This window comes from Corynebacterium tuberculostearicum SK141 (assembly GCF_000175635.1).
GTDB classification, from domain to species: Bacteria; Actinomycetota; Actinomycetes; order Mycobacteriales; family Mycobacteriaceae; genus Corynebacterium; species Corynebacterium tuberculostearicum_C.
Map to the genome: position 1 here is coordinate 139,299 of NZ_ACVP01000003.1, position 22,182 is coordinate 161,480.

Sequence of the window (22,182 nt, forward strand, 5' to 3'; positions counted from 1 at the left end):
CTCGCGTGTCTACTTCCGTGGACGCAGGTGCGTGACATCACCTGCGGAATAGTACTCGCCGGCGACCATGATGCGGCCGTCCTCGCCAATTTCATCGACGTGGCCGGTGACATCGCCGGACGGGGTCTCTAAGCGTACCTCCTGGCCCAGCGAGGAGCAGACCGCACGGTAGTCACGCAAGAGCTGCGGATCTTGGTTCTCCCACTGCACGATGCGACGGCGCAGGTTCTTCAACACGGTAATGGCCAGCTCGGTGCGGTCCGTATCGCGACCCTCGAGCGCGAGCGAGGTGGCCTTTTCAATCGGTAGCTCCTCACGAGTCAGGGTGACGTTGATGCCCATGCCCACGACGACGCGCGCGGATGGTGCGGCGCCACCTACTGCCTTATTAACCTCTGTTTTATTGACTTCAGCCTTATTTACTTCGGCCTTGTTAACTTCGGCCTTGCCTACCTCCACCTTGGTGAGCTCGGTCTTTGGCGCGGCCTTGAAGGCCTGGCCCACGGGACCGGCCTCGGCAAGGATGCCGCACAGTTTATTGCCGTCGATATGCACGTCGTTTGGCCACTTCAGCACGGTGCCCTCGATCGAATCGGTCACTGCAAGGCCCGCGGCCAGCGGCAGGGTGCCCAGGTGCTCGAGGGATTCCGGCAGCAAGAGCACGGAGAAGATGACCTGGGAGCCGGCCGGCGCGGTCCAAGTGCGGCCGAGGCGGCCCTTGCCGGAAAGTTGTTCGTCGGCAAGCAGCACGGTGCCATCCGCAACGTTGGTGGCCTGCATCAAATCGGTATTGGTGGAGCCGGTCTTTTCCACGAAATCGATGGTGGTGAAATTGTCCGCCAGCGCGGTGCGAATGCGTTCCAAATCAAGTGCAGTCATAAGCTTCAAGGATACCGGCCGCCAATGGTGCTAGTGTGTTGCGCATGGCAAAGGTCACTTTTGAAAAGGTCAACATCACCTACCCCGGCGCGAGCGCGCCCACGGTAAAAGAATTGGACCTCGATATCGCAGACGGCGAATTCCTAGTCCTCGTTGGCCCATCGGGCTGCGGCAAGTCCACAACGCTACGCGCACTGGCGGGCCTGGAACCTACCTCCAGCGGCCGCATCACCATCGATGGCAAGGACGTGACCAACCTGGAGCCAGGCGATCGCGATATCGCCATGGTCTTCCAGAACTATGCCCTCTACCCGCACCTGACGGTGGAGGAAAACATGGGCTTTGCCCTGAAGCTGGCGAAGCTCCCCAAGGCCGAGATCAAGGCCAAGGTGCACGAGGCGGCGGAAACGCTCGGCCTGACCGAGTATCTCAAACGCAAGCCCAAGGATCTATCCGGCGGTCAGCGCCAGCGCGTGGCCATGGGCCGGGCCATTGTCCGCGAGCCGAAGGCCTTCCTCATGGATGAGCCGCTGTCCAACCTGGATGCCAAGTTGCGCGTGCAGACCCGTGCGGAGCTGGCCAGCTTGCAGCAGCGCTTGGGCACGACGACCGTGTATGTCACCCACGACCAGGTGGAAGCTATGACCATGGGCGACCGCGTGGCGGTCCTCAAGGACGGCGAGCTGCAGCAGGTAGCCCCGCCGCGCGAGCTTTACGACGCCCCCGCGAACGAATTCGTTGCCGGTTTCATCGGCTCGCCGGCGATGAATATCTTTGATTACAACGGTTCCCGCGTGGGCGTGCGCCCGGAAAAGATGTTCATCAATAAGGGCCCAGTGGGCTTCCAGGGCGTCGTAGACATCGTGGAAGAACTCGGTGCTGAGTCTTTTGTCTACGTCACCGTGGGCGAAAACCGCTTTGTTGCTCGCGCCGAAGGCACCCCACCGCAGCGCGGCGAGGAGGTAGTGCTGACCTTCAACCCGCGCGAGGCGCACCGCTTCGATCCGGAAACGGGCCGCCGCATCGCGCAGGACTAGTTCTAGCGGCGGCTAAGCGGCGAAGAAGGCTGGGACGCAGGTACGCGTCCCCGTCACCTATAGCCCCTTTTCTACCCCCGTTTAGAGTTAAATAGGCCAAAATTATCCACCTTTTGGTTTCCGTATTTTAGGTTTAAAGAACCGAAAGTTTTCCGAAAGGTGAATTCCATGAAGAAATTCCTGCTTCGCACCACCGTTGCGACAACCGCAGTTTTGGCACTGGCCGGCTGCTCTTCTTCCTCCTCCGATTCCGCGGCGGGCGGTTCCTCTGAGGGCGGTGCGGATGCGCGCGGCCCCATCACTTTTGCCATGGGCAAAAATGACACGGACAAGGTGACCCCCATCATCGAGAAATGGAACGAGCAGCACCCAGACGAGAAGGTCACCCTCAAGGAGCTGGCCGGTGAGGCCGACGCCCAGCGCGAAACCCTGGTGCAGTCCTTGCAGGCGGGCAGCGATGACTACGATGTCATGGCCCTCGACGTGGTGTGGACCGCGGAGTTCGCCGCCAACCAGTGGCTCCAGCCGCTCAATGGTGACTTTGAAACCAATACGGATGAGCTTTTGCCGGCCACCGTGGAGTCCGCCACCTATAACGACGTGCTCTACGCACTGCCACAAAACACCAACGGACAGCTACTTTTCCGCAATACCGAGCTCGCAGATAAGGCACCAGAGAAGTTTGCAGATCTTAAGTCCGCGTGCAAGGCACTGGACAAGGGCAAGGACTGCCTGACCACCCAGTTCAAGCAGTACGAGGGCTTGGCACTCAACACCGCTGACTTTATGGAAGGCTGGGGCGGCTCCGTCTTGGATAAGGACGGCAACGTGACCGTGGATTCCAAGGAGGCCAAGGACGGCCTGCAGGCCATGGTGGATGCCTACAAGGAGGAGACCATTTCCAAGGACTCCACCGCCGCTACCGAGGAAGAAACCAATATGGCCTTTACTGAGGGCAAGACCGCCTTCGCCATGAACTGGCCATATATGTACTCCAACGCGGTGGATGCCGGCGTTGACGTCGAGGTCCAGGCCCCGCTGGGCAAGGACGGCGTAGGCGTGTCCACACTGGGCGGCTATAACAACGGCATCAATATCAATTCCAAGAATAAGGGCACCGCGCTCGACTTCATGAAGTTCATCATCAACGAGGACAACCAGAAGTCCTTCGCGGAGCAGTCCTTCCCGCCGGTCTTGGCTTCCATCTACGATGACCCGCAGCTGCAGCAGGAATTCCCGTACCTGCCGGCGCTGAAGGAATCTCTGGAGAACGCGGTACCGCGCCCGGTTTCCCCGTTCTACTCGGCCATTTCCAAGGCCATCCAAGACAATGCCTACGCTGCATTGACGGATGGCAAGTCGGTGGATGATGCTACCGCCGATATGAAAGCGGCCATCGAATCGGCTTCCCAGGGCTAAACGCCCAATCCGGGTGAGGTAGGCGGACACCCCGCCGCCTCACCCTTTGTGGTTTTCACTCCCCTAATGGGGATAGAATCTAGCCAATACTTAGCATTTCTTGAACAGAAAGGCGGTCCAGCGTGGCTATAGCTTCGCCGACTGCGTCCAAGGGGGCGCCGAAGGGGGCGTCGGCAAGCGCGCCGAAGCCCCAGCGCAAGAATTATGGGCGCGTGACCGGGCTGATTGCTCCGGCGCTCATCGTGCTCGCCGTCATCATCGGCTACCCCATCATCCGCGCCATTGTCCTGTCCTTCCAAGGCAATAGGCAGCTCAACCCGCAAACGGGGCTTTTTGAGGAGGGCGGCTTCGCCGGGCTGGAAAATTATCTGTACTGGATTAATAACCGGTGTGTTTCCGGCACTGGTCAGATTTCTACCTGCCCGCCGGGCGTTATCGCCACGGACTTTTGGCCGGCGGTAAAGATTACGCTCTTTTTCACCATCGTTACCGTGCTGCTGGAAACCATCCTGGGCATGCTGATGGCGCTCATTATGAATGGTGAGTACCGCGGCCGCGGGCTGGTGCGCGCGGCGGTGCTTATCCCCTGGGCTATTCCTACGGCCGTCACAGCCAAGCTGTGGCAGTTCATGTTCGCCCCAGATGGCATCGTTAACTCGCTGCTTGGTGCGAACATTGCTTGGACCACGGACCCGTTCTACGCTCGCCTGGCTGTCATCATCGCGGACGTATGGAAGACAGCACCATTCATGGCGCTGCTCATCCTGGCCGGCCTGCAGATGATTCCCAAGGACGTTTACGATGCCGCTCGCGTGGACGGCGCCAACCGTATCCAGACCTTCTTCCGTATCACCCTCCCGCTGGTGCGCCCGGCGCTCATGGTGGCCGTGCTCTTCCGCACCCTGGATGCGCTGCGCATGTATGACCTACCGGTCATCATGATTTCCAGCTCCTCCAACTCCCCCACTGCGACCATCTCCCAGCTAGTGGTAGAGGATATGCGCCAGGGTAACTTCAACTCCGCCTCTGCGCTCTCCACCCTGATTTTCCTTCTCATCTTCGTCGTCGCCTTTATCCTCATCCGCTTCCTTGGCGCGGATGTCTCCGGCAGGAAGGCAGCTAAATAATGCGTAAATTCGGACACTACGCCGGCATCATTTTCATCATGTTCTGGGGCCTAGCGCCCTTCTACTGGATGCTGGTGACGGCGCTGCGGGATCAGCGGTTCACCTTCGACACCACCCCGTGGCCCACCCACGTCACGCTGGATAATTTCCGCGATGCCCTGGCTACCGATAAGGGAAATGACTTCCTAGCCGCGCTCGGTAACTCGCTGCTTATCTCCCTGGTTACCACCGCTGTGGCCGTGCTCATCGGCGTCTTTACCGCCTATGCACTCTCCCGATATGACTTCCCGGGCAAAGGAATCGTGACCGGCATTATCCTGGCCGCCTCGATGTTCCCGGCCATTGCCTTGGTCACCCCGCTCTTCCAGCTCTTTGGCAACCTGGAATGGATTGGTACTTACCGCGCGATGATCATCCCCAATATTTCCTTCGCGCTTCCGCTGACGGTTTATACGCTGCTGAGCTTCTTCCGCCAGCTGCCTTGGGAACTAGAAGAAGCAGCCCGGGTGGATGGTGCCTCGCGCTCCCAGGCTTTCCGCCTCATCCTCCTGCCTCTGGCAGCACCGGCGCTATTTACCACCGCGATCATCGCCTTTATCACCACGTGGAATGAGTTCATGCTGGCCAAGCAGCTGTCCACCACCGATACCGAGCCGGTGACCGTAGCCATTGCACGCTTTTCCGGCCCGTCCGCTTTCGAGTACCCGTATGCTGCAACCATGGCCGCCGGCGCATTGGTGACCATCCCATTGGTCATCATGGTGCTCATCTTCCAGCACCGCATCGTCGCCGGTCTCACCGCAGGTGGTGTCAAGGCCTAATGCGCCGGGCCATGCTGTGGGATACCGCCTTAGGTTTCCTCGGTTTCTTTAGCCTCCTCGCGGTTATCCAAGCTGTACTCAATCTCTTCCACGACTCCCCCGCCTTATGGCCCGGCCTCCTCGCCGGCGTCTTGTGCCTCCTTACCTACCTGACCTGGCGGGCGAAAAGAAAGGACCTTTCATGAGCTGGTACCACAATGCCGTCTTCTACCAGGCCCTCGTCGGCTCCTTCAAGGCCGATGGGGATAAGGAGGTAGGCACGCTGCGCGGGGTCATCGATAAGCTGGATTACCTGCAGTGGCTCGGCGTGGACTGCCTGTGGCTCTCGCCGTTTTATGCCAGCCCCTTGCGCGATGATGGCTACGATATCGCGGACTACTACTCCATCCATCCGGATTACGGCACGATGGAGGACTTTGAAGAGCTCATTGCGCAGCTGCACCGCCGCGGCATGCGCATTATGACGGATCTGGCGCTCAATCACACCAGCTCCGACCACCCGTGGTTCCAGGCCTCCCGCACGGCTCCCACCGGCCCCTATGGCGATTTCTATGTTTGGGGCGATGACCCAGAGCGCTACCCCGAAATCCGTGTCATTTTCACCGACGTGGAAACCTCCAATTGGACATGGGATGACCAGCGCGGCCAGTACTACTTCCACCGCTTCTACTCCCACCAGCCGGATTTGAACTACGATAACCCGGCCGTGCAGGAGGAAGTGTTCAAGATCTTGTCCTTCTGGATGGACAAGGGGTTGGACGGCCTGCGCCTTGATGCTATTGCTTACCTCTTTGAACGCGATGGTCTGGGTGGCGAGTCCCTGCCGGAGACCATCGAGTTTGTGGAGAAGATTCGCTCCTTCATGGACACCCACTACCCGGACGCGGTGCTCATCGCGGAGGCCAACCAGCCTCCGGCCGAGACCATGCAGTTCTATGGCAAGGGCGAGCGCTTCCACATGGTCTTCAACTTCCCGGTTATGCCGCGGTTGTACCAAGCATTGGCGCTTGCCGACGCCACCCCGGTCTACTCCATCCTCGACGAACTACCCGCCCTGCCGGATGGCTGCCAATGGGGTACCTTCCTGCGCAACCACGATGAGCTCACCCTGGAGATGGTGGACGATGACGTGCGCGAGCTAATGTATGAGGCTTTCCTCCCCGATGATGAAATGCGCGCCCATGTGGGCATTGCCCGCCGGCTGATGCCGCTGATGAACGGTGATCGCCGCAAGGTGGAGCTCATGTTCTCGCTGCTGATGACCCTGCCGGGCGCACCGTTTATCTACTACGGCGATGAGATTGGCATGCTCGATGACACCACGCTCCCAGACCGCTATGCGGTGCGCACCCCAATGCAGTGGGACGATTCCGAGCACTCTGGTTTCAGCACCAAAGCACCTTCCCGCCTTCCGGTTGTGGGAGGTACCTCCGTGGCCGCCCAGCTTGATGACGCCACCTCGTTGCTCAACACCGTTCGCTCCATGATTGCCGAGCGCCATGCCCATCCGGATCTCGGCACCGCTCCGTGCGAGCCGGTCGAGACGGGCGAGGAAGCCGTCCTTGGCTATCAACGCGGCGATCTGCTGTGCCTGCACAACTTCAGCGATCGCTCCATCGACCTGGGCCCAGTAGAGCTCGGGCCGTACGGCTACGCCTGGCTGCCAGCCTAAGCCTGAGCGCGCAGCTGCAGCCTCCTCTCCTACTGGCGCACTGCGCAACCCACAGAGAAAAGCGCCCTGTCGGTCCTTATGGGCCGACAGGGCGCTTAATAGTTGTGGTGGCCTAGTTCCACTCAGGCGCGTCTTCGAGGCGCAGCTCGGAGTAGCGCGCTTCTGGCACAGAAGCCGAATACGGCTTGCCCTGGGCTTCCCACTGCTGGTCGGAGTTGCAGCGCACGTCCTGACCGTCAGTGTCGAGCATGGTAAAGCCCCATACCAGCTTGCCCTGCGAGTTCGCAGGCAAGGTGTACGGGCCAACCACCTGGTTTAGCTTCCAGTGCTGCTCGCTGACGTAGTTGAAGCCATAGGTCTTGGTCAGCACCTTGGCCAGCTCGCCGGTGCCCTCAACGGATCCGGAGACCTCGATGGTCTGCGTGCGAGCCTGGGTAACAGTGTGCTTGACCGGTACTTCCTCGGCGTTGCGGTTTGCCACGCTAGTAGCGTCGGTCTGCTTGAACCAGCGGCGCTTTGCGGTGACGTAGGTGCCGTTTTCACCTGGCGTCGAGCAATGCGTGCCTGGCTTGTAGTCGTCGTTCCAGCGCTGGGGCAGCTCAAAGTCCCCACCGAAATCAGCGGCGTGGGCAACAGGAGCGGCCACCAGGCTCAGCGCCGCGAGGGCGCTAGCGATGGACGTCTTGCTCACGTTTAGCCCCAATCGTTGTTATCGCGGGTGGAGACCTCGATGTGGCGCTCCTTCGGCAGGGTGGCGGTGAAGGTGCCGCCGTTGGCCTGCCACTTGTGGTCGGAGCCGCACACGGTCTTCTGGCCTTCGAAGTCAGAGACAACCCAGCCGGCGCGCAGGACGGCGGTCTTGCCCGGAGCAATGTTGTACGGACCAACCTGCTCGCCTACCTCGTAGGACTGGCTATCGGTGTAGCTGGAGGAGAAGGTGAAGTTGATGAGGTCCATCAGCTTGAAGTCAACGCCGGCGGAAACATTCCAGGTCTTGGTTTTGGTTTCCTTGATAGAACGGGTAACGGGCAGCGGCTCATCGTTGTAGTTGGACACGGTCCAGGAACCGGCGGAGCCATCGAAGTAGGTGCGCTTGATGTCAACGGTCTGGCCGGTATCACCCGGGTTGGAGCAACGCTCACCGATGGTGGTCGGGTTGGCCGGGCCGAGGTCGCGCTGCGGCAGGGCGTTAGCGGCCGGAGCGAAGATGAGGCCGGAAGCAACGGCAAGAGCCGCGGTGGTAGAAGCAATCTTGGACTTGAACATGGAACTTTCTCCTTGTGTAGGTGTGGTGGGGTTTAGTAGATGGTTTGGGTGGAAACCGGCAGGTCACGGAAGTCGTCCGGAGTGACGTCCTCGGTGCGGGTATTGCCGGCCTTATCGGTGATCTTGGCCTCTGCCCAGAAGCCGCTCGGGGCGGAGGTCTGCTTGTAGTTAGAGGTGAGGTCGTAGTCTCCGCTCTTGCCGCAGTGAATCTCGCGGTAGTTAATGCGGGTCATGGTGGTGCCATACTCCACACGCACGCGCTCGCCTGGCTTGAGGTCGACGTGCTTGAGCTCGGTGCCGACCGGCATGTAGGCGCGCTTTACGGCACCGACGGACTCCAGCCAGCCCTTCGGAATATCGCCGCGGTTGCCCTGCCAGTTGGTGTATGGGGCGTGCTCGGCGCCAACGACGAAGTCAGTTACCGGTGCAAACTCGTAGTCACCCTTGGACCAGTTGAGGAAGTCCGTGGAGTAACCAGCCTTGCGGTAGGTCGGCTTTACAGCGGTGATGTCCAGCGGGTACCAGGAGCTATCGCCGGCTTCACACTTATCGCCTTCCTTAGGCCAGGAGGGATCGCGCTGCAGATCCGCAGAAGGCTGCATGATCTCATCCTTCTTCGGATCGGCGATCTTCTCTAGGCTCGGGCCGGATACGGAGGTGTAGTTGCCCTCGATGGGCTTGGAGTTTGCACCCGGGGAACGGGATGGAATTTCCATGGCCAGATCAGACACGGAGCCGTCCGCCTTGATGATGTAGGCAAAGGCGTAGCGCTCGGCCGGGCCCTTACCGCGGATGACGTTAGAGCCTGGGATATTTTCCAAGCGGTCATCGTTGCAGCCTACGAACATGGAGATGAAGTCCTTTTCAATCACGCCGTACTCGACGCGGAAGGACTCACCCGGCTTCAGCTTCACTGGGCCGAAGGTTTCTTTATCGCGCCAGCCGTTGGTCATCTTCAGACCGATATCGGACTTAGCGGTGGTGTCCCAACCGGAAGGCAGCTTGGCCTTGGAATTGGCTTCAATCTCGTGATTGGTACCAGTTTCTACCTCGGCGGTGTAGGGCACTTCTTGGTTGGTGGTGTTTTTAAACTGCAGGGTGCCGTCGCTCATGTAGCGGCGGCCGGTTTCTGCAAAGCGCCATTCGCGCTCTGCATTATCGCCGGCGGCACTGCAGCTCTTGTAGAGGTTGGAAATGGGATATGCCTGCGGCATCGGGGGAACATCTCCCGCGTGTGCCACTGGCGTGAAGAGAGCCGCTACGGCGAGCGGTGCGAGCAAACGCAGTCCCTTTTTAATCACCAGAAGACCGTCCTTAATAGATCGTTAAAATCAGGGGAAACATTCATGAAGACTCAGGCAATCATAAGGGCTTACGGGGCACACATCAATAGTTGAATGAAAATCTTTCTAATGCTTTTATCCACCTTGAGGTGCAATAATGGGCACTCACCTGCCCAGCACCGTTAAATGTTTACAGTGGGAACCACCCCCAGATTAGGGCCCTTTGGCCTAGTGCCACCCAAGGAATTCCCAGGTTTTATGCACCGCCCACACTGTGGTGGCATTTGCCACCCAATCATTTTCCGCACCGCGTCCCCGCAGCGTTCCATTCCGCATTGACCGGGGTGCGCTAGTAATGTGGGGGCCTATGACTGACCTGAAAACCACCGCCGGCAAGATCGAGGACCTGGACGCCAAGCTCGCCGAGTCCCGCGCGCCGCTGGGAGAAGGCGAGCCGGCCGCCCGCACCCGCGTGACGCAGCTGCTCGATGAGGGCTCCTTCGTGGAAACGGACGCGCTAGCCCGCCACCGCTCTACCGACTTCGGTCGCGAGCATGACCGCCCTTATACCGATGGCGTGGTCACCGGCTACGGCACTATCGACGGCCGCCGCGTGTGCGTCTTTAGCCAGGACGGCGAAATCTTCGATGGCACGATGGGTGAGGTTTATGCCGAAAAGCTCACCAAGATATATGACCTCGCCATCAAGACCGGCGTGCCCATCATCGGCATCTATGAATCCACCGGCCCGCGTGTACAAGAAGGCATCGTCACCATGGCCGGATACGCCCGCCTCATGGCGCGTGTCTCCCAGGCTTCGGGCCTTATCCCGCAGATTTCCGTTGTCGCGGGCAATACCAGCGGCATTGCGGCGTTCGCGCCGACGTTTGCTGATGTCCTCATAGTCACCCAAGGCACCGCCCTCCACCAGGCCGCCAGCCACGTGGCCGGCGCGGAGCCGGAAACCTTCGGCGGTGCCGCAGCCCACGCAGAGTCTGGCACCGCTCACCTGGTGGCCAGCGACGACAAGCAGGCTTTGTCCCTGGTGCGCGACGTTCTGGCCTACTTCCCCGCCAATAACCGCGCCGAGGCGCCGCGAGTGGAAGCCGGTAGCGTCGCAGACTTTGATCTCAATAGCATCATCCCAGATACCGCCGCGCAGGCCTATGACATGAGCGATGTCATCAAGGCTGTCGTCGATGAAGGCTCCTTCTTCGAGCTTTCTGCCGAGGCAGCACAAAACATCCTTACCGGCTTTGCCTACATCGATGGCCGCGCCGTCGGCATCGTTGCCAACCAGCCGCTGGCACTGGCCGGCGCCCTAGATTCCGCCGCCGCAGAAAAGGCCGCACGCTTCGTGCGTACCTGCGATGCCTTCAATACCCCCATTGTGGAATTCGTGGACTCCCCGGGCTTTGTGCCTACCCCGGAAGAGGAAAAGGCCGGACTGCTGCGCAGGGCGTCGAAGTTTGCCTATGCGCAGGCTGAAGCGAGCGTCGGCAAGCTCACTGTGATCACCCGCAAGGCCATTGGCCCGGCCTACGTATTTATGGGCGCCAAGGACCTCGGTGCAGACTTGGTCTACGCATGGCCCACCGCGGAAATTGCCGTCACCCAGGCCTCCCAAGCTTCCCTGGCCATTTATGGCTCGGAGGACAAGGAAGAGGAGATGGACGAGCTCTTCTTGCACCCGTATGCCGCAGCAGAGCGCGGGCTGGCCGATAATGTTATCGAGCCAACTGCAACCCGCCACTACCTGGTAGAAGGCCTGCGTCTGCTCGAGCGCAAGGCCGTGGCCCAGGTACCGAAGAAGCACGGAACCGTTTAGGAGGGGAAATGTCTACGCCGGAAATCAAGGTAGTCAAGGGCAATCCCACCGAGGATGAGCTCGCGGCCCTGCGCACGGTATTGGCGCAGATGAGCGCCAAGCACTCGGGCGCTACCGGAGAACGCAATGAATGGGGCAACCCGGCCGAGCGCTTCGAGCGCTTTGGCACGCAGCGCGTCTACAACCCCTCCGCCTTCCATACCGTGCGGTACTTCTAATGCGACTTATCCTTGCCTCCCAATCGCCCTCACGCGCGTCTATCCTGCGCGGCGCGGGCGTGGAGCCCGTATTGGAGCCGGCCGATATTGACGAGCGCTCCCTCGAAGCCTCGCTCGCAGGCCACCCGCCGGCCGATATCGTGGCGGCCCTCGCCACCGCCAAGGCCGAAAAGGTGGCCGAACGCTACCCCACCGAGCCTGTCATCGGCGGCGATTCCATGCTGCTGCTCGACGGCGAGCTACAAGGCAAGCCCCTTACCGAGGAAGCCACCATCGAGCGCTGGCACCAGCAAGCCGGCCGCACGGCCGAGCTGCTTACCGGCCACTGCCTCATCTTTGGCGATAAGCGCCATGTGGAAACGTCCACCACCACGGTGCACTTTGCTCAGGCCAGCGAGGCCGATATCGCAGCATATGCCCACTCCGGCGAGCCTCTCCACTGCGCCGGCGCCTTCACCTTGGAAGCCATGGGCGGCTGGTTCATTGACCGCATCGAGGGCGATCCCTCCTCCGTTATCGGGCTATCGCTGCCGGTGGTGCGCCGCGCGCTCTATGCCTTTGATCTGAACGTCTCCGATTTCTGGTAGCCGCGCGCCGGCGTCGCTACAGTGGGGTGGCATGGAAATGAAAGACATGCTTGCCCCGAAACCCATTGAGCTGCCGGCCGATCCCGGCGCAGAGTCCACCTCGGATCTCGCCGCCGGCATTGTTGCCCACCCCGATTCCCCGCTGCTATGGGCGCTCCTAGCGGAGCAGGAGCTCAAGGAGCAGGAAGGCTCCGAGCCGGCCGCTTTCATCACCGCCTACGCCTACGCGCGCACGGGCTACCACCGCAGCCTCGACCGCCTGCGTGGCAATGGTTGGAAGGGTTGGGGCCCTGTCCCCTTCTCCCATGAACCGAACCAGGGTGTCCTGCGCGCCATCGCCGCGCTCGGCCACGCCGCCAAGGCCATCGGCGAGGACGACGAATACGACCGCATTCGCCAGATGCTTTCCGACGCCGACCCGGACTCCGTCGCCACCCTCCTCGACTAATCCTGGAGTTCCCGCATGCCTGCCGTGACACCGCGCTGCCTACGCCGCTTCTCCGCCGTCGCATTACTCACCGCTGCCGTGCCGCTCGCGCTGAGCGCCTGCGGCCCTCAGGAGGATTCTTCTTCCTCGCCAGAGCCGGTCTTTTCCAGCCAAGCACCTGCCGAGGACGAGTCCTCCAGCGGGGAGAATGCGGATTCCGCAGCAGCACCCTCCCCATCTGAGTCCACCGACGGGGGCGAGGAGGAAACCACGCAGCAGCAGGATAAGGGCGAGGACACCGAGTGCGCGGAGCTGCCCAACGACCCGCGCAAGGTCTACGCCTCTGGCACGGCCCCCGGGCGCATGCCCGCCGATGACGGCAGCGATTTCAATTACTGGATCGCCGATATTGAGAACTCCTATGACCCGTGCGCCACGATTAGCTGGATCACCTTCCGCGGCTCAATGGGTGACTTGCACGGTCCGGCGGGCACCGGCGCCTCTATTGCTGATGGCATAGCTTTCTACGTCAATGGCGCTCCGGCCAAGGACATGTCCATCTTCCACAAGGTAGAGAGCATCACCCCGGTCTCAGACAACGAGGTCGATTTCACGTGGGGAGAGCGCAGCCGCACCACCGCAGAGGGTATTACCACCCACCACACCGTGCGCCTGCGGGCACAGGGCGATTCCCTCGAACCGGTATCCGGTGAAGTCGCGGAATTCAACAAGATGTGGGTTGACCTTCCCAGCTACCAGCTTGGCACCTACGACTAACTTTGCGGCCGCCACTTAATTCGCCTATGCCGGCAATACAATGCGCCCCAGCGGAATCTGAACTGCTCCCCATTAGTTGGACTGAGGAATCAGTTTCCGATTAGTGGGGAGTAGTTTTCATTGAGAGCTCGAAGTTTGGTGAGTGAGCATCAGCGGGAGCAGTTGGTTGAACTATTTGAGCAAGGCGTGGGCTATCGTGCCGCTGCTACTGCTGTTGGTGTCTCCCAATACGCCGCCCGTATGCTCTGTCGTCGGTTTAAGCTGCATGGCAGACTATGTCTTGTGGAAAAACCGACTAAGCAGCAGTATTCGTTCGAAATCAAGAAGGAAGTTGTCCAACGCCACCTTTCTGGTGAGACAGCGATGGATCTTGCGCGCGAGTTTGGCCTGTCATCAGAGCACTTGGTCGGCGGATGGTCGAGGAAATGGCGTAAAGGTGGCGATGAGGCACTAAAACCGAAGCCGAAGGGCAGGCCCAAGGGTTCGGGCACGCCGAAGCCGCTTTCGGAGGAAGCGAAGCTGCGTCGCCAGATCGCGCGGTTGGAAGCGGAAAACGCATATCTAAAAGAATTGCGGGACTTGAGGAATCAGGGACACGCCTGAAGGTCCAGGCGATTGTCATCCTCAAGTCACGGCATCGTCTGCAATACCTTTTGGATGCGGCCGGCATGGCACGGTCGACGTTCTTCTATCACCAGAAACGACTCAGCGATCCGGATAAGCACGCTGCGCTCAAAGACGCGATCCGGGGAAGCTTCGAGCGCAACAAGTATCGCTACGGCTACCGACGAGTGCTACTTGACCTGCGCAACCAGGGGTGGGTGGTCAATCACAAGCTCGTCTACAAACTCATGCGCGAGATGGGGCTTCGGGCCAAGATCCGCCAGCGCAGGCGATATGTTTCTTATAACGGGACGATCAGCCACATTGCCGACAACACACTTGACCGCAAGTTCACTCCAGATAAGCCAAATACCGTCTTTGTTAGCGACGTCACCGAGTTCAGGGTCGCAGGCCGCAAGGTCTACCTGTCACCGGTGATGGATCTGTTCGACCGTTCAATCGTTGCCCACACCGTGGCTACATCGCCGTCGACAGCGTTTACCGCCGATTCTTTAACTAAGACGATTAAAACGTGTGCGCCTGAGCCTGGGTGGATGATGCATACCGATCAAGGTTTCCAATACCAGCATTCGTCCTGGCGCAACCTGATTCATGACAACGGTGGTGTTCAGTCAATGTCGCGTAAAGCCAACTGTTACGACAACGCGGTCATGGAGAATTTCTTCGGGCACTTAAAAACCGAGATGTACCACGGAGAAGTCTTCGACACCGTCGCAGAGTTCAACCAGGCCATCGACGAGTACATCCAGTGGTACAACACCGAACGCATCCAACAACGACTCAAGGGTCTGACCCCGATGCAATATCGGAATCAGACCCTTGAAGCCCTAACCGCCTAGAATTAAACCAGTCCAACTTTCGGGGGCCAGTTCAAATCCCGCTGGGGCGCATGTCGTTGCTCGCTTAATTGCGCAAGCAGCTCATTACAGCGCTAGTCCATCTTGTCCAGGATATCGCCGGAGTTTTGGGCGATGCGCACGTTAGCCACCATGGCTTCCAGGAATAGCCTGATGGCGACCATGATTGCGTAGTAGATGACAGTGCTCAGTACCGCCAGGAAGATGAAGGCAAAGATGCTTCCGAAGATGGCGGACGCGGAATCTTCCTGAATGCCATAAATGCCCATGCCGGTGGCGAAAAAGAAGGCACCGAGAAGGTGAAGTATCCACATGATGCCACCAAGGATCATGGAAACCTTGTAGATTTCCTTCACGTGGGTAAGTGTCAGGAAGTGCTTGAACTCGAACTCAAAGAGCCCGCCCAAGAGGCCGTCCTTCTTGCCCAAGCCCTTGAGGGTGTCACTCATCTGGCTCTTCTTATCACCGAGAGTCTGGCCGGAATCGGCAGGAGCATCGCCTGCTTGCGGGAACTGTCCGAATCCCTGGCTCGTGCCCTGCTGCTGGGTGTAACCGCCGAAAACCGGCTGATCGCTAGCGGACTGGGCGGAACCGAATTGGTTGCCGTTCGCAGCAGCGTCCGACGATGCCGAATCCGTAAATGGGTTATGCGCACGGGAGGCAGCGCCCTCGCTTGGGGTGGAGGGCCTCGAGGAGGCCCAGAAGTCAGAGGAGTTGCCCTCCGCGCTCGGCTTCGGGGAGGAAAGGTCACTCGAATTTCCAGACTCACCAGGCTTATCGGTGTGGCCGAAAGACTTCGTCTCCTTGGCATCGGTAGAGCCGAATTCCTTAGTCTCATTCGCCTCGGAGGCGCCGGTGCCTTCCGCGCTTTTCACAGCGTCCTCGGCGCGGTGACGCGGGGTTTCAGAAAAATCGCGCGGAGAAAAATCCTTCGGAAACCCGTCGGAGTTGAAATCATTATCAGCCATGATCTGGTCCTTCGAAAATGCTTTAGGGGATGGTAGGAAAATGCCCCACGGTCACCCGTGGGGCCACTTGGCAGAATACAGCGTGCGCTAGGCGTTCGCGTCCTGAACGCGACGAATTGCCTCGGCGGCAACCTTTTCTTGGATGCCCATGTCTAGCTCAGAAGTGAAGCCAACACAGGAACAGTTGATCTCGCCGAGGACATAGGTGTCGGTGCCATCCGGGGCATCGTCAAGCATGAAGTCCGCGGTCCAAATCAGCGGAACGTCCTTGGTATCGCCGAGCTTCTCTGCGATAACGGGGCGAGCCTTCTCGAACATCTCGAGCAACTCCGGCCAAGATTCCGGCTTATCGTAGGTGTACTTTGCGCCGGAGAAGAGCGTGGCAGAGAAGTTGTCGCCGCCTTCCGCTGGCTTCTTGTGCACGATGAATACCGGCTCATCTCCCACGAGGAGAATGCGGATTTCACCTTCCACAATGCGCGGCATAAAACGCATGTCCACCAGCATGCCGTTATCGCCCTCAATGTACTGGTCACAGAAGTCCATGAAGGCGCCCAGCTTGTAGTCGTGGGTCTGATTGTCTACTGCTTCGGTGCACTTCAGGGCGGTATCGAGCGGGAGCGCGGTGCCCGGTTCTACGGACTGGGCAAGCTCCTGGTCCGCGAGGCGCACGCGCCAGATGCCCTCACCGGTGGAACCGCGGTTTTGCTTGAGTACACGCTCGCCATAAGACAGCGAGGTGGGGAAAGTATTGTGCAGCTCTTCTACCTCGTAGTACGCGGCAGTATCGTCCGGCACCAGCGGGGTGTCATTGAGCTTGACCAGTGCATCCTTGGCGCCGTAGGCCATCATGTCCGCCGGAGTGGACATGCCTACCAGGCCGGCATCTGCCAGCTTGGTGAGCAATTCGAAATAGCCCTTTTCGCCACCGGGGATATTGCCTGGGTTCACGCGAGAGATATAAGCATCAAAGTTTTCAGAAACCTGGGCGTAGATCTCTTCTGCCTTGTCTGGGTGGAAGTAGATGACCTCCGCATCCCAGCCTTGTTCCTTGATCGCGTTGACGATCGGCATGGTGTCCTTACGGTGACCATCTGCGCCTTTATCGGAGCCGCCCTCTACCTCAAATACAACGATTGCCTTGTGCACTAGCAATTCCCTTCTTAGGTGGTGTTCATAGCACGTTGTCGCACCATATCCATAGTTTATCCCAGCTTTTCCTCCCCCGCGCGGCCAACTGCCCCCTCTGCCTAACCCCGCCGGCCGGCGCCCCTATTTCCCGGCCGAGCCCTGTATCGCACACCACAGGAATGATCCCCGAGTGATCACCACGGGAAAATTCGGGTTAAAGTGGTGGGAGCGAAATACTAACCCTTATCGGAAAGGCAGGCGGACAGTGGCTGACGTTGATCCCTATCCTCCATTTCAGGAATACGCACACCCCGAGCGCCTCGTGTCTGCACCGTGGCTGTCCGCACGCCTAGGCATCAAGGGCCTGCGCGTCATTGAGGTCGATGAAGACTCGCTTCTCTATGACATTGGCCATATCCCCACCGCCACCCGCATCAACTTCCGCACGGAACTGCTGAGCCCACTTACTCGCGATTTCATCGATGGCAAAGAGTTCACTGCCTTGATGCGAGACAAGGGCATTAATGCCGACGATACGATTGTCCTTTATGGCGATAAGTCCAATTGGTGGGCCGCCTACGCCCTGTGGGTATTTACCCTCTTTGGCCACAAGGATGTTCGCCTGCTCGATGGCGGCCGCAATGCCTGGATGGCCGAGGAACGCGATACTTCCTTCATGGTGCCGGACTTCCCCGTATCCGAATACCCCGAGGTAAGCCGCGATGATTCCGTCCTACGTGCCTTCGTAGACCAGGTGCGCGAGTCCGAGGGAGCGCTCGTAGATACCCGCTCCCCAGAGGAGTTTGCGGGCGAGGCCACCGAGCACGATCCCAATGGCGATTCCGCCTACGGCACTACCATGCGCCACGGCCATATCCCGGGCGCCATCAACCTCGAGTGGGACCGTTCCAACTATCCCAACTCCTGCTTCCGCTCGGCCGAGGAGCTCAAAGTTAGTTACGGAATGTTGGAGCCTGAATCTACAACGATTCTCTACTCCCACGTGGGCGCACAGGCCGCACACACCTGGTTTGTGTTGACGCATCTTTTGGGATTCACAAAGACGCAGGTCTACGATGGTTCGTGGTCTGAGTGGGGCAATATGGTGAAAATGCCGATTGAGCGTTAACTTTTTCGGTTTCGCCACATAAACCCATATCCGGCAGGGATGTGGGTTTATTTTTGTTCAAAAACATCCCCACTCGCGTGCGTGAAAATTAACTCATGTTTTTGTGTGCAAGAATAGATTGCGTATTCAACCTAATGTGTTCAGGAGGTTGCTGCCGTGGCAGTAGAAACCAAAAAGATCTCTAAGGTTCTCGTGGCGAACCGCGGTGAGATCGCCGTTCGCGTGATCCGCGCGGCCCGCGACGCTGGCATTGCCTCCGTCGCCGTCTACGCCGAGCCAGACGCCAAGGCACCTTTTGCCTCGCTTGCCGACGAAGCCTTTGCCCTCGGCGGCACCACTTCTGCCGAGTCCTACCTCGTCTTTGACAAGATTCTGGACGCCGCAGAAAAATCCGGCGCCGATGCCATCCACCCCGGCTATGGCTTCTTGTCTGAAAACGCCGACTTTGCCCAGGCCGTCATCGACGCCGGTCTGACTTGGATTGGCCCTTCCCCCGAGTCCATCCGTGATTTGGGAGATAAGGTCACCGCGCGGCACATCGCCGAGCGTGCCGAAGCCCCCATGGCCCCAGGCACCAAGGATCCGGTAGCCGGCGCCGATGAGGTGCAGTCCTTCGCCATGGAATACGGCCTGCCCGTAGCCATCAAGGCTGCCTTTGGCGGCGGCGGCCGCGGCATGAAGGTGGCCTACTCCGCAGAGGAGATCCCCGAACTTTTTGAATCCGCTACCCGTGAGGCAACCTCCGCCTTCGGTCGCGGCGAGTGCTTCGTAGAGCGTTACCTGGACCGAGCCCGCCACGTCGAGGCCCAGGTGCTGGCGGATAAGCACGGCAACGTAGTCGTCGTCGGCACGCGCGATTGCTCCCTGCAGCGCCGCTTCCAAAAGCTGGTCGAAGAAGCCCCGGCCCCTTTCCTCACCGAGGAGCAGCGCGCCTCCATCCACGAGTCCGCCAAGCGCATCTGCCGCGAGGCCGGTTACTACGGCGCAGGCACCGTGGAATACCTGGTGGGCGCTGATGGCCTCATTTCCTTCCTAGAGGTCAATACCCGCCTGCAGGTGGAGCACCCAGTTTCCGAGGAAACTACGGGCCTCGATCTCGTGCGCGAGCAATTCCGTATCGCTGAGGGCCACGAGCTCTCGCTCAAGGAAGACCCCACCCCGCGTGGCCACGCCTTCGAGTTCCGCATCAACGGCGAGGATGCCGCGGCGAACTTCATGCCAGCCCCTGGCACCATCGTGAAGTACTCCGAGCCAGCAGGTCCGGGCGTGCGCGTTGATTCCGGCGTCGTCCAGGGCTCCGTTATTGGCGGCCAATTCGATTCCATGCTGGCCAAGCTCATCGTTTGGGGCCCAGACCGCGAGACCGCGCTGCGTCGCTCCGCCCGCGCCCTGTCCGAGTACACGGTGGAGGGCCTGCCCACCGTTATCCCGTTTGACCAGGCTGTCGTTGCTGACCCCGCCTTCGCTGCAGAAGACGGCAACTTCCGTGTCTACACCAAGTGGATCGAAGAGGAATGGGATAACCAACTGCCCGCCCACGATGAGTCCACCGATGCCGAAGCCGCCGACGCAGAGCCTTCCCAGGTGCACACCGTGGAAATCGACGGCCGCCGCATCGAGGTGGCTCTCCCCGCCTCCTTCGGCGCCAATGGAACCCCACACAAGAAAAAGAAGCGCAAGGGCTCCGGCGCCAAGGCCGCCGTATCCGGCGATGCCGTTACCTCCCCAATGCAGGGCACGGTCATCAAGGTCAATGTGGAAGAGGGCCAAGAGGTCGCCGAGGGCGAGGTCCTCCTCGTGCTCGAGGCCATGAAGATGGAAAACCCCGTCAAGGCCCATAAGGCCGGCACCGTTACCGGCTTGGCCGTGGAAGCAGGCGCTTCTACCACCAAGGGCAGCGTACTGCTGGAAATCAAGTAGCCTACCCCGCTAGCCTTGGAAGAATGACTGATTCTTCCCTCGGCGTGCGCTTGGCCAAGGAAGAGGACCGCGACTATCTTGCGGGCCTCTTCCCTTCTTCTATTGCGGACTGGTCCCCCATTGTGGACGGCGGGGTCATCGCCCTGCCCATGGCCGCCAACGAGGACCCCACCGTTGCTCCCCGCGGCGCCGCGCTCCTGCGCTACTACCCCGCCGCCGACAAGGGCCCAGCTTTCTTGGGCGATCCCTCGGCGCACCCGCTTGACGACGCCACCTGGCTTACCCCCTTCGACCCCGAAGACATTCCCGAGCTCATCGTCTCCAGCGATGACCCCGCCGCCCGCGAGTTGCTTATTGCCAACGCCATCGACCTCGCGGCCGAGCAGACTGCCCCCGGCATCTCTTCCGCTGAGCCCTTGCCCGGATTTGAAGAGCTCGCACCCGGTAAGTTCTTCCGCCGCTTCTAGCTCGCCCCTAGCTCCGGCCGCCCTCCTGCTAACCTAGCTACGATGCTGAAAATAGATGCAACTTATGGACATTCCACCGCTTTAGGGCGCCTGAATCGCACCTTCGACGCCGGTCGCGTATACGGCTTGAAGGGTCCCAATGGTGCGGGTAAATCTACGCTGCTGCAGACCTTGAGCGGCGAAATTGCCCCACTCGAGGGCACTGTCTCCATCGACGGTGCCGCCCCCGGCAACGCAGAGGCCGCCGGCTCCGTCATCGCAGTCGCGGATCCGGTCTTCTTGCCCGACCTCACCGTCGGCGAACACTTCACCCTGCTTTCGCGCCGCTCCGGCGTGGACTTTGCCGAGGTCCATGAGCTCTGGGCTATCGACGACGCCATCCGGAACTCCGCGGTCAGCGACCTTTCTTCTGGTCAGCGCCAGCGCGTCTACCTCGCCGCCCAGCTCTATCAGCCGGCTAAGGCCCTGCTTATCGACGAACCCGAGCGCCACCTTGACCACACCTGGACCGCCTTCTTGGCCGAGGAGCTGCGCCACCTCGCCGCCGAGGGCCGTTGTGTAGTGCTGGCCTCCCACTCCCCGGCCATCTTCGATGCCTGCGACGAGGTGGTGGAAATTTCATGAAACTTCTATCCCACGCCTCCTCAGCCATCTATTACGCCTTTATAGCGGCGCTCATTGCGAGCGTCAGTGTCTACGCTTGGCAGAATGCCGCCGAGGTTTTGCCCTCGCTCGCGCAGCGCACAGCCGCGGCTCTGCCCGCCACCGCGACCATCGGCGCTGGGGTCGGCTCCCTCGCCCTCATCGTTCTTCTTGAAGCGCTCTATCCGCTGCGCAGCCTTTCGCTCAGCCGGTGGGTCTATGTGAATAGGCCGCGGGGGCGTATGCGGGGCGTCGATAAGCTGTCCATTGCCCAGCTCGCCGGCGTGAGCCTCCTCGGCCTCGCCCTGTGTACGTCGCTGCGCCTTCCGCTCTATGCGGCGATGGCCCTCCCCTTGCTGCGCATAGCGCTCGGCTGGCGTTCCTTCGACCTCGCCTCACTTCTTCGCGCGGGCCGCACCCGTGCCGTCGGCTCGTCCTCCTTTGGACTGCTGGATTCTGAGGTTTCTGCCGATGCCATTGCCTCCCAGTCGGCGCGCCTGCGCCCCAGCTCGCGCGCCACAACATCGCCCGGCCGTCTCTTTTTCCGACGCCTATACCGCCGCTGGTACATCCCGCTCGGCGCGGTAGCTGTCATCGGCCTCACCCTAGGCCTCGTCCCACAACTCGGCAGCCTGGCGCTCATAGGATTCGCTGCCGCATGGACCATCGTCGGCGCCGCCACCGGCCGCGCCGCATCCTTTGGCCGCATCATCGACGGAACCTGGCCTGACTGGGGTCTTCCATTGACCGCGACAGCCGGTGCCGCCGTTCTCGGTACCACCTTCATCGCCGCCGTGTGGAAGCTGCCTGTACTCGTACTCGCCGCGTGCTGTTTAGGACTTACCTACGCCTCCTTCAAGCGCTCCCGCCCGGCGCGGGTGACCACCATGAACATCATCGACACCGGTGGCTTCGGTGCTTCGTTCTCCCCCGAAGTCTTCGGGTACTTCCTGCGCGGTGGCTACGGCATTGCGGCCATAGCTGTAATCCTCTTTTTCTAGTCGCCCTGCGCTTCCCCAGGTACGCCACTTCAATAAGTTGCACATACCTGGGGATTTCTTTTGAGCTTTATTCTGTATTACTTCACATAACACAGTTTGTGT

At 60.3% G+C, this 22,182-nt stretch carries 22 protein-coding genes and 1 pseudogene; 17 read left to right on the top strand and 6 right to left on the bottom strand.

Annotated features, from left to right (window positions below; all coding sequences use genetic code 11):
• Nucleotides 1-9: 9 nt before the first annotated feature.
• Nucleotides 10-879 (bottom strand): biotin--[acetyl-CoA-carboxylase] ligase, encoded by an 870-nt coding sequence (locus CORTU0001_RS01025; RefSeq protein WP_005326710.1) that lies wholly within the window; start codon nt 877-879, stop codon nt 10-12.
• 44 nt (nt 880-923) lie between these two features.
• Between CORTU0001_RS01025 and CORTU0001_RS01030 the strand changes: the two genes are divergently transcribed.
• The 6 genes from CORTU0001_RS01030 (at nt 924) to CORTU0001_RS01055 (ending at nt 6,955) form a co-directional block, all read left to right on the top strand.
• Nucleotides 924-1,916 carry an ABC transporter ATP-binding protein gene (locus CORTU0001_RS01030; protein ID WP_034667844.1) on the top strand — a complete coding sequence of 331 codons (993 nt, stop codon included), beginning with the start codon at nt 924-926 and terminating at the stop codon, nt 1,914-1,916.
• 168 nt (nt 1,917-2,084) lie between these two features.
• Complete coding sequence (locus CORTU0001_RS01035) at nt 2,085-3,335, top strand: ABC transporter substrate-binding protein (protein ID WP_005326712.1); 1,251 nt, start codon at nt 2,085-2,087, stop codon at nt 3,333-3,335.
• A 122-nt stretch (nt 3,336-3,457) separates the two neighbouring features.
• A complete protein-coding gene (locus CORTU0001_RS01040) occupies nt 3,458-4,462 on the top strand; it encodes a carbohydrate ABC transporter permease (RefSeq protein ID WP_425265839.1) in 1,005 nt (334 codons plus the stop codon).
• The gene (locus tag CORTU0001_RS01045) at nt 4,462-5,283 is read left to right on the top strand and encodes a carbohydrate ABC transporter permease (RefSeq protein WP_005326715.1); all 822 of its coding nucleotides are present in this window, start codon (nt 4,462-4,464) and stop codon (nt 5,281-5,283) included. Before CORTU0001_RS01040 ends, CORTU0001_RS01045 begins: the two co-directional genes overlap by 1 nt.
• Nucleotides 5,283-5,468: a hypothetical protein gene (locus tag CORTU0001_RS01050; protein ID WP_005326716.1), complete on the top strand. Its 186-nt coding sequence runs from the start codon at nt 5,283-5,285 to the stop codon at nt 5,466-5,468. Before CORTU0001_RS01045 ends, CORTU0001_RS01050 begins: the two co-directional genes overlap by 1 nt.
• Nucleotides 5,465-6,955, top strand: a complete 1,491-nt coding sequence (locus CORTU0001_RS01055) for an alpha-amylase family protein (RefSeq protein WP_005326719.1) — start codon at nt 5,465-5,467, stop codon at nt 6,953-6,955. Before CORTU0001_RS01050 ends, CORTU0001_RS01055 begins: the two co-directional genes overlap by 4 nt.
• A gap of 112 nt (nt 6,956-7,067) precedes the next feature.
• Here the strand turns inward: CORTU0001_RS01055 and CORTU0001_RS01060 are convergent, their stop codons facing one another.
• From CORTU0001_RS01060 to CORTU0001_RS01070, 3 genes are read right to left on the bottom strand one after another with little or no spacing between them, the layout of a single operon-like run.
• Complete coding sequence (locus CORTU0001_RS01060) at nt 7,068-7,646, bottom strand: hypothetical protein (protein ID WP_005326721.1); 579 nt, start codon at nt 7,644-7,646, stop codon at nt 7,068-7,070.
• 2 nt (nt 7,647-7,648) lie between these two features.
• Nucleotides 7,649-8,221: a hypothetical protein gene (locus tag CORTU0001_RS01065; protein WP_005322542.1), complete on the bottom strand. Its 573-nt coding sequence runs from the start codon at nt 8,219-8,221 to the stop codon at nt 7,649-7,651.
• Nucleotides 8,222-8,253: 32 nt separating this feature from the next.
• Nucleotides 8,254-9,522 carry a hypothetical protein gene (locus CORTU0001_RS01070; RefSeq protein ID WP_005326723.1) on the bottom strand — a complete coding sequence of 423 codons (1,269 nt, stop codon included), beginning with the start codon at nt 9,520-9,522 and terminating at the stop codon, nt 8,254-8,256.
• A 349-nt stretch (nt 9,523-9,871) separates the two neighbouring features.
• On the opposite strand from CORTU0001_RS01070, the gene CORTU0001_RS01075 reads away from it, so the two are divergent.
• From CORTU0001_RS01075 to CORTU0001_RS11595, 6 genes and pseudogenes are all read left to right on the top strand, one after another.
• Nucleotides 9,872-11,332 carry an acyl-CoA carboxylase subunit beta gene (locus CORTU0001_RS01075; protein ID WP_084771589.1) on the top strand — a complete coding sequence of 487 codons (1,461 nt, stop codon included), beginning with the start codon at nt 9,872-9,874 and terminating at the stop codon, nt 11,330-11,332.
• A gap of 8 nt (nt 11,333-11,340) precedes the next feature.
• Nucleotides 11,341-11,550: an acyl-CoA carboxylase subunit epsilon gene (locus CORTU0001_RS01080; protein WP_005326728.1), complete on the top strand. Its 210-nt coding sequence runs from the start codon at nt 11,341-11,343 to the stop codon at nt 11,548-11,550.
• Nucleotides 11,550-12,137, top strand: a complete 588-nt coding sequence (locus CORTU0001_RS01085) for a Maf family protein (protein WP_005326730.1) — start codon at nt 11,550-11,552, stop codon at nt 12,135-12,137. Before CORTU0001_RS01080 ends, CORTU0001_RS01085 begins: the two co-directional genes overlap by 1 nt.
• 31 nt (nt 12,138-12,168) lie before the next feature.
• Nucleotides 12,169-12,585: a DUF3151 domain-containing protein gene (locus CORTU0001_RS01090; RefSeq protein WP_005326731.1), complete on the top strand. Its 417-nt coding sequence runs from the start codon at nt 12,169-12,171 to the stop codon at nt 12,583-12,585.
• Between the two features lie 15 nt (nt 12,586-12,600).
• Nucleotides 12,601-13,341, top strand: a complete 741-nt coding sequence (locus CORTU0001_RS01095) for a hypothetical protein (RefSeq protein WP_005326733.1) — start codon at nt 12,601-12,603, stop codon at nt 13,339-13,341.
• A gap of 166 nt (nt 13,342-13,507) precedes the next feature.
• Nucleotides 13,508-14,804 (top strand): annotated as a pseudogene (locus CORTU0001_RS11595) (IS3 family transposase).
• 92 nt (nt 14,805-14,896) lie between these two features.
• Here the strand turns inward: CORTU0001_RS11595 and CORTU0001_RS01110 are convergent.
• Together CORTU0001_RS01110 and CORTU0001_RS01115 are read right to left on the bottom strand one after the other, a co-directional pair.
• The gene (locus CORTU0001_RS01110) at nt 14,897-15,790 is read right to left on the bottom strand and encodes a DUF4282 domain-containing protein (protein ID WP_005326736.1); all 894 of its coding nucleotides are present in this window, start codon (nt 15,788-15,790) and stop codon (nt 14,897-14,899) included.
• A gap of 87 nt (nt 15,791-15,877) precedes the next feature.
• A complete protein-coding gene (locus CORTU0001_RS01115) occupies nt 15,878-16,939 on the bottom strand; it encodes a Cj0069 family protein (RefSeq protein WP_005326737.1) in 1,062 nt (353 codons plus the stop codon).
• A 247-nt stretch (nt 16,940-17,186) separates the two neighbouring features.
• Between CORTU0001_RS01115 and CORTU0001_RS01120 the strand changes: the two genes are divergently transcribed.
• The 5 genes from CORTU0001_RS01120 to CORTU0001_RS01140 all read left to right on the top strand — a co-directional run bounded on the left by CORTU0001_RS01120 (nt 17,187) and on the right by CORTU0001_RS01140 (nt 22,080).
• Entirely contained in the window at nt 17,187-18,050 is an 864-nt protein-coding gene (locus CORTU0001_RS01120) for a sulfurtransferase (protein WP_005326738.1), read from the top strand.
• Nucleotides 18,051-18,206: 156 nt separating this feature from the next.
• A complete protein-coding gene (locus CORTU0001_RS01125) occupies nt 18,207-19,970 on the top strand; it encodes an acetyl/propionyl/methylcrotonyl-CoA carboxylase subunit alpha (protein ID WP_005326739.1) in 1,764 nt (587 codons plus the stop codon).
• 23 nt (nt 19,971-19,993) lie between these two features.
• The gene (locus CORTU0001_RS01130; RefSeq protein ID WP_005326740.1) at nt 19,994-20,437 is read left to right on the top strand and encodes a hypothetical protein; all 444 of its coding nucleotides are present in this window, start codon (nt 19,994-19,996) and stop codon (nt 20,435-20,437) included.
• A gap of 42 nt (nt 20,438-20,479) precedes the next feature.
• Nucleotides 20,480-21,061 (top strand): ABC transporter ATP-binding protein, encoded by a 582-nt coding sequence (locus CORTU0001_RS01135; RefSeq protein WP_005326741.1) that lies wholly within the window; start codon nt 20,480-20,482, stop codon nt 21,059-21,061.
• Entirely contained in the window at nt 21,058-22,080 is a 1,023-nt protein-coding gene (locus CORTU0001_RS01140; RefSeq protein WP_005326744.1) for a hypothetical protein, read from the top strand. The genes CORTU0001_RS01135 and CORTU0001_RS01140 overlap by 4 nt, the downstream gene beginning before the upstream one ends.
• Nucleotides 22,081-22,182: the final 102 nt, after the last annotated feature.

Bases quoted from the DNA above. Each gene is read 5' to 3' on its own strand.
- CORTU0001_RS01045 (WP_005326715.1), top strand. From the start codon at position 4,462: ATGCGTAAATTCGGACACTACGCCGGCATCATTTTCATCATGTTCTGG.
- CORTU0001_RS01035 (WP_005326712.1), top strand. From the start codon at position 2,085: ATGAAGAAATTCCTGCTTCGCACCACCGTTGCGACAACCGCAGTTTTG.
- CORTU0001_RS01090 (WP_005326731.1), top strand. From the start codon at position 12,169: ATGGAAATGAAAGACATGCTTGCCCCGAAACCCATTGAGCTGCCGGCC.
- CORTU0001_RS01130 (WP_005326740.1), top strand. From the start codon at position 19,994: ATGACTGATTCTTCCCTCGGCGTGCGCTTGGCCAAGGAAGAGGACCGC.
- CORTU0001_RS01055 (WP_005326719.1), top strand. From the start codon at position 5,465: ATGAGCTGGTACCACAATGCCGTCTTCTACCAGGCCCTCGTCGGCTCC.
- CORTU0001_RS01135 (WP_005326741.1), top strand. From the start codon at position 20,480: ATGCTGAAAATAGATGCAACTTATGGACATTCCACCGCTTTAGGGCGC.
- CORTU0001_RS01075 (WP_084771589.1), top strand. From the start codon at position 9,872: ATGACTGACCTGAAAACCACCGCCGGCAAGATCGAGGACCTGGACGCC.
- CORTU0001_RS01080 (WP_005326728.1), top strand. From the start codon at position 11,341: ATGTCTACGCCGGAAATCAAGGTAGTCAAGGGCAATCCCACCGAGGAT.
- CORTU0001_RS01095 (WP_005326733.1), top strand. From the start codon at position 12,601: ATGCCTGCCGTGACACCGCGCTGCCTACGCCGCTTCTCCGCCGTCGCA.
- CORTU0001_RS01030 (WP_034667844.1), top strand. From the start codon at position 924: ATGGCAAAGGTCACTTTTGAAAAGGTCAACATCACCTACCCCGGCGCG.
- CORTU0001_RS01085 (WP_005326730.1), top strand. From the start codon at position 11,550: ATGCGACTTATCCTTGCCTCCCAATCGCCCTCACGCGCGTCTATCCTG.
- CORTU0001_RS01065 (WP_005322542.1), bottom strand. From the start codon at position 8,221: ATGTTCAAGTCCAAGATTGCTTCTACCACCGCGGCTCTTGCCGTTGCT.
- CORTU0001_RS01025 (WP_005326710.1), bottom strand. From the start codon at position 879: ATGACTGCACTTGATTTGGAACGCATTCGCACCGCGCTGGCGGACAAT.
- CORTU0001_RS01050 (WP_005326716.1), top strand. From the start codon at position 5,283: ATGCGCCGGGCCATGCTGTGGGATACCGCCTTAGGTTTCCTCGGTTTC.
- CORTU0001_RS01140 (WP_005326744.1), top strand. From the start codon at position 21,058: ATGAAACTTCTATCCCACGCCTCCTCAGCCATCTATTACGCCTTTATA.
- CORTU0001_RS01110 (WP_005326736.1), bottom strand. From the start codon at position 15,790: ATGGCTGATAATGATTTCAACTCCGACGGGTTTCCGAAGGATTTTTCT.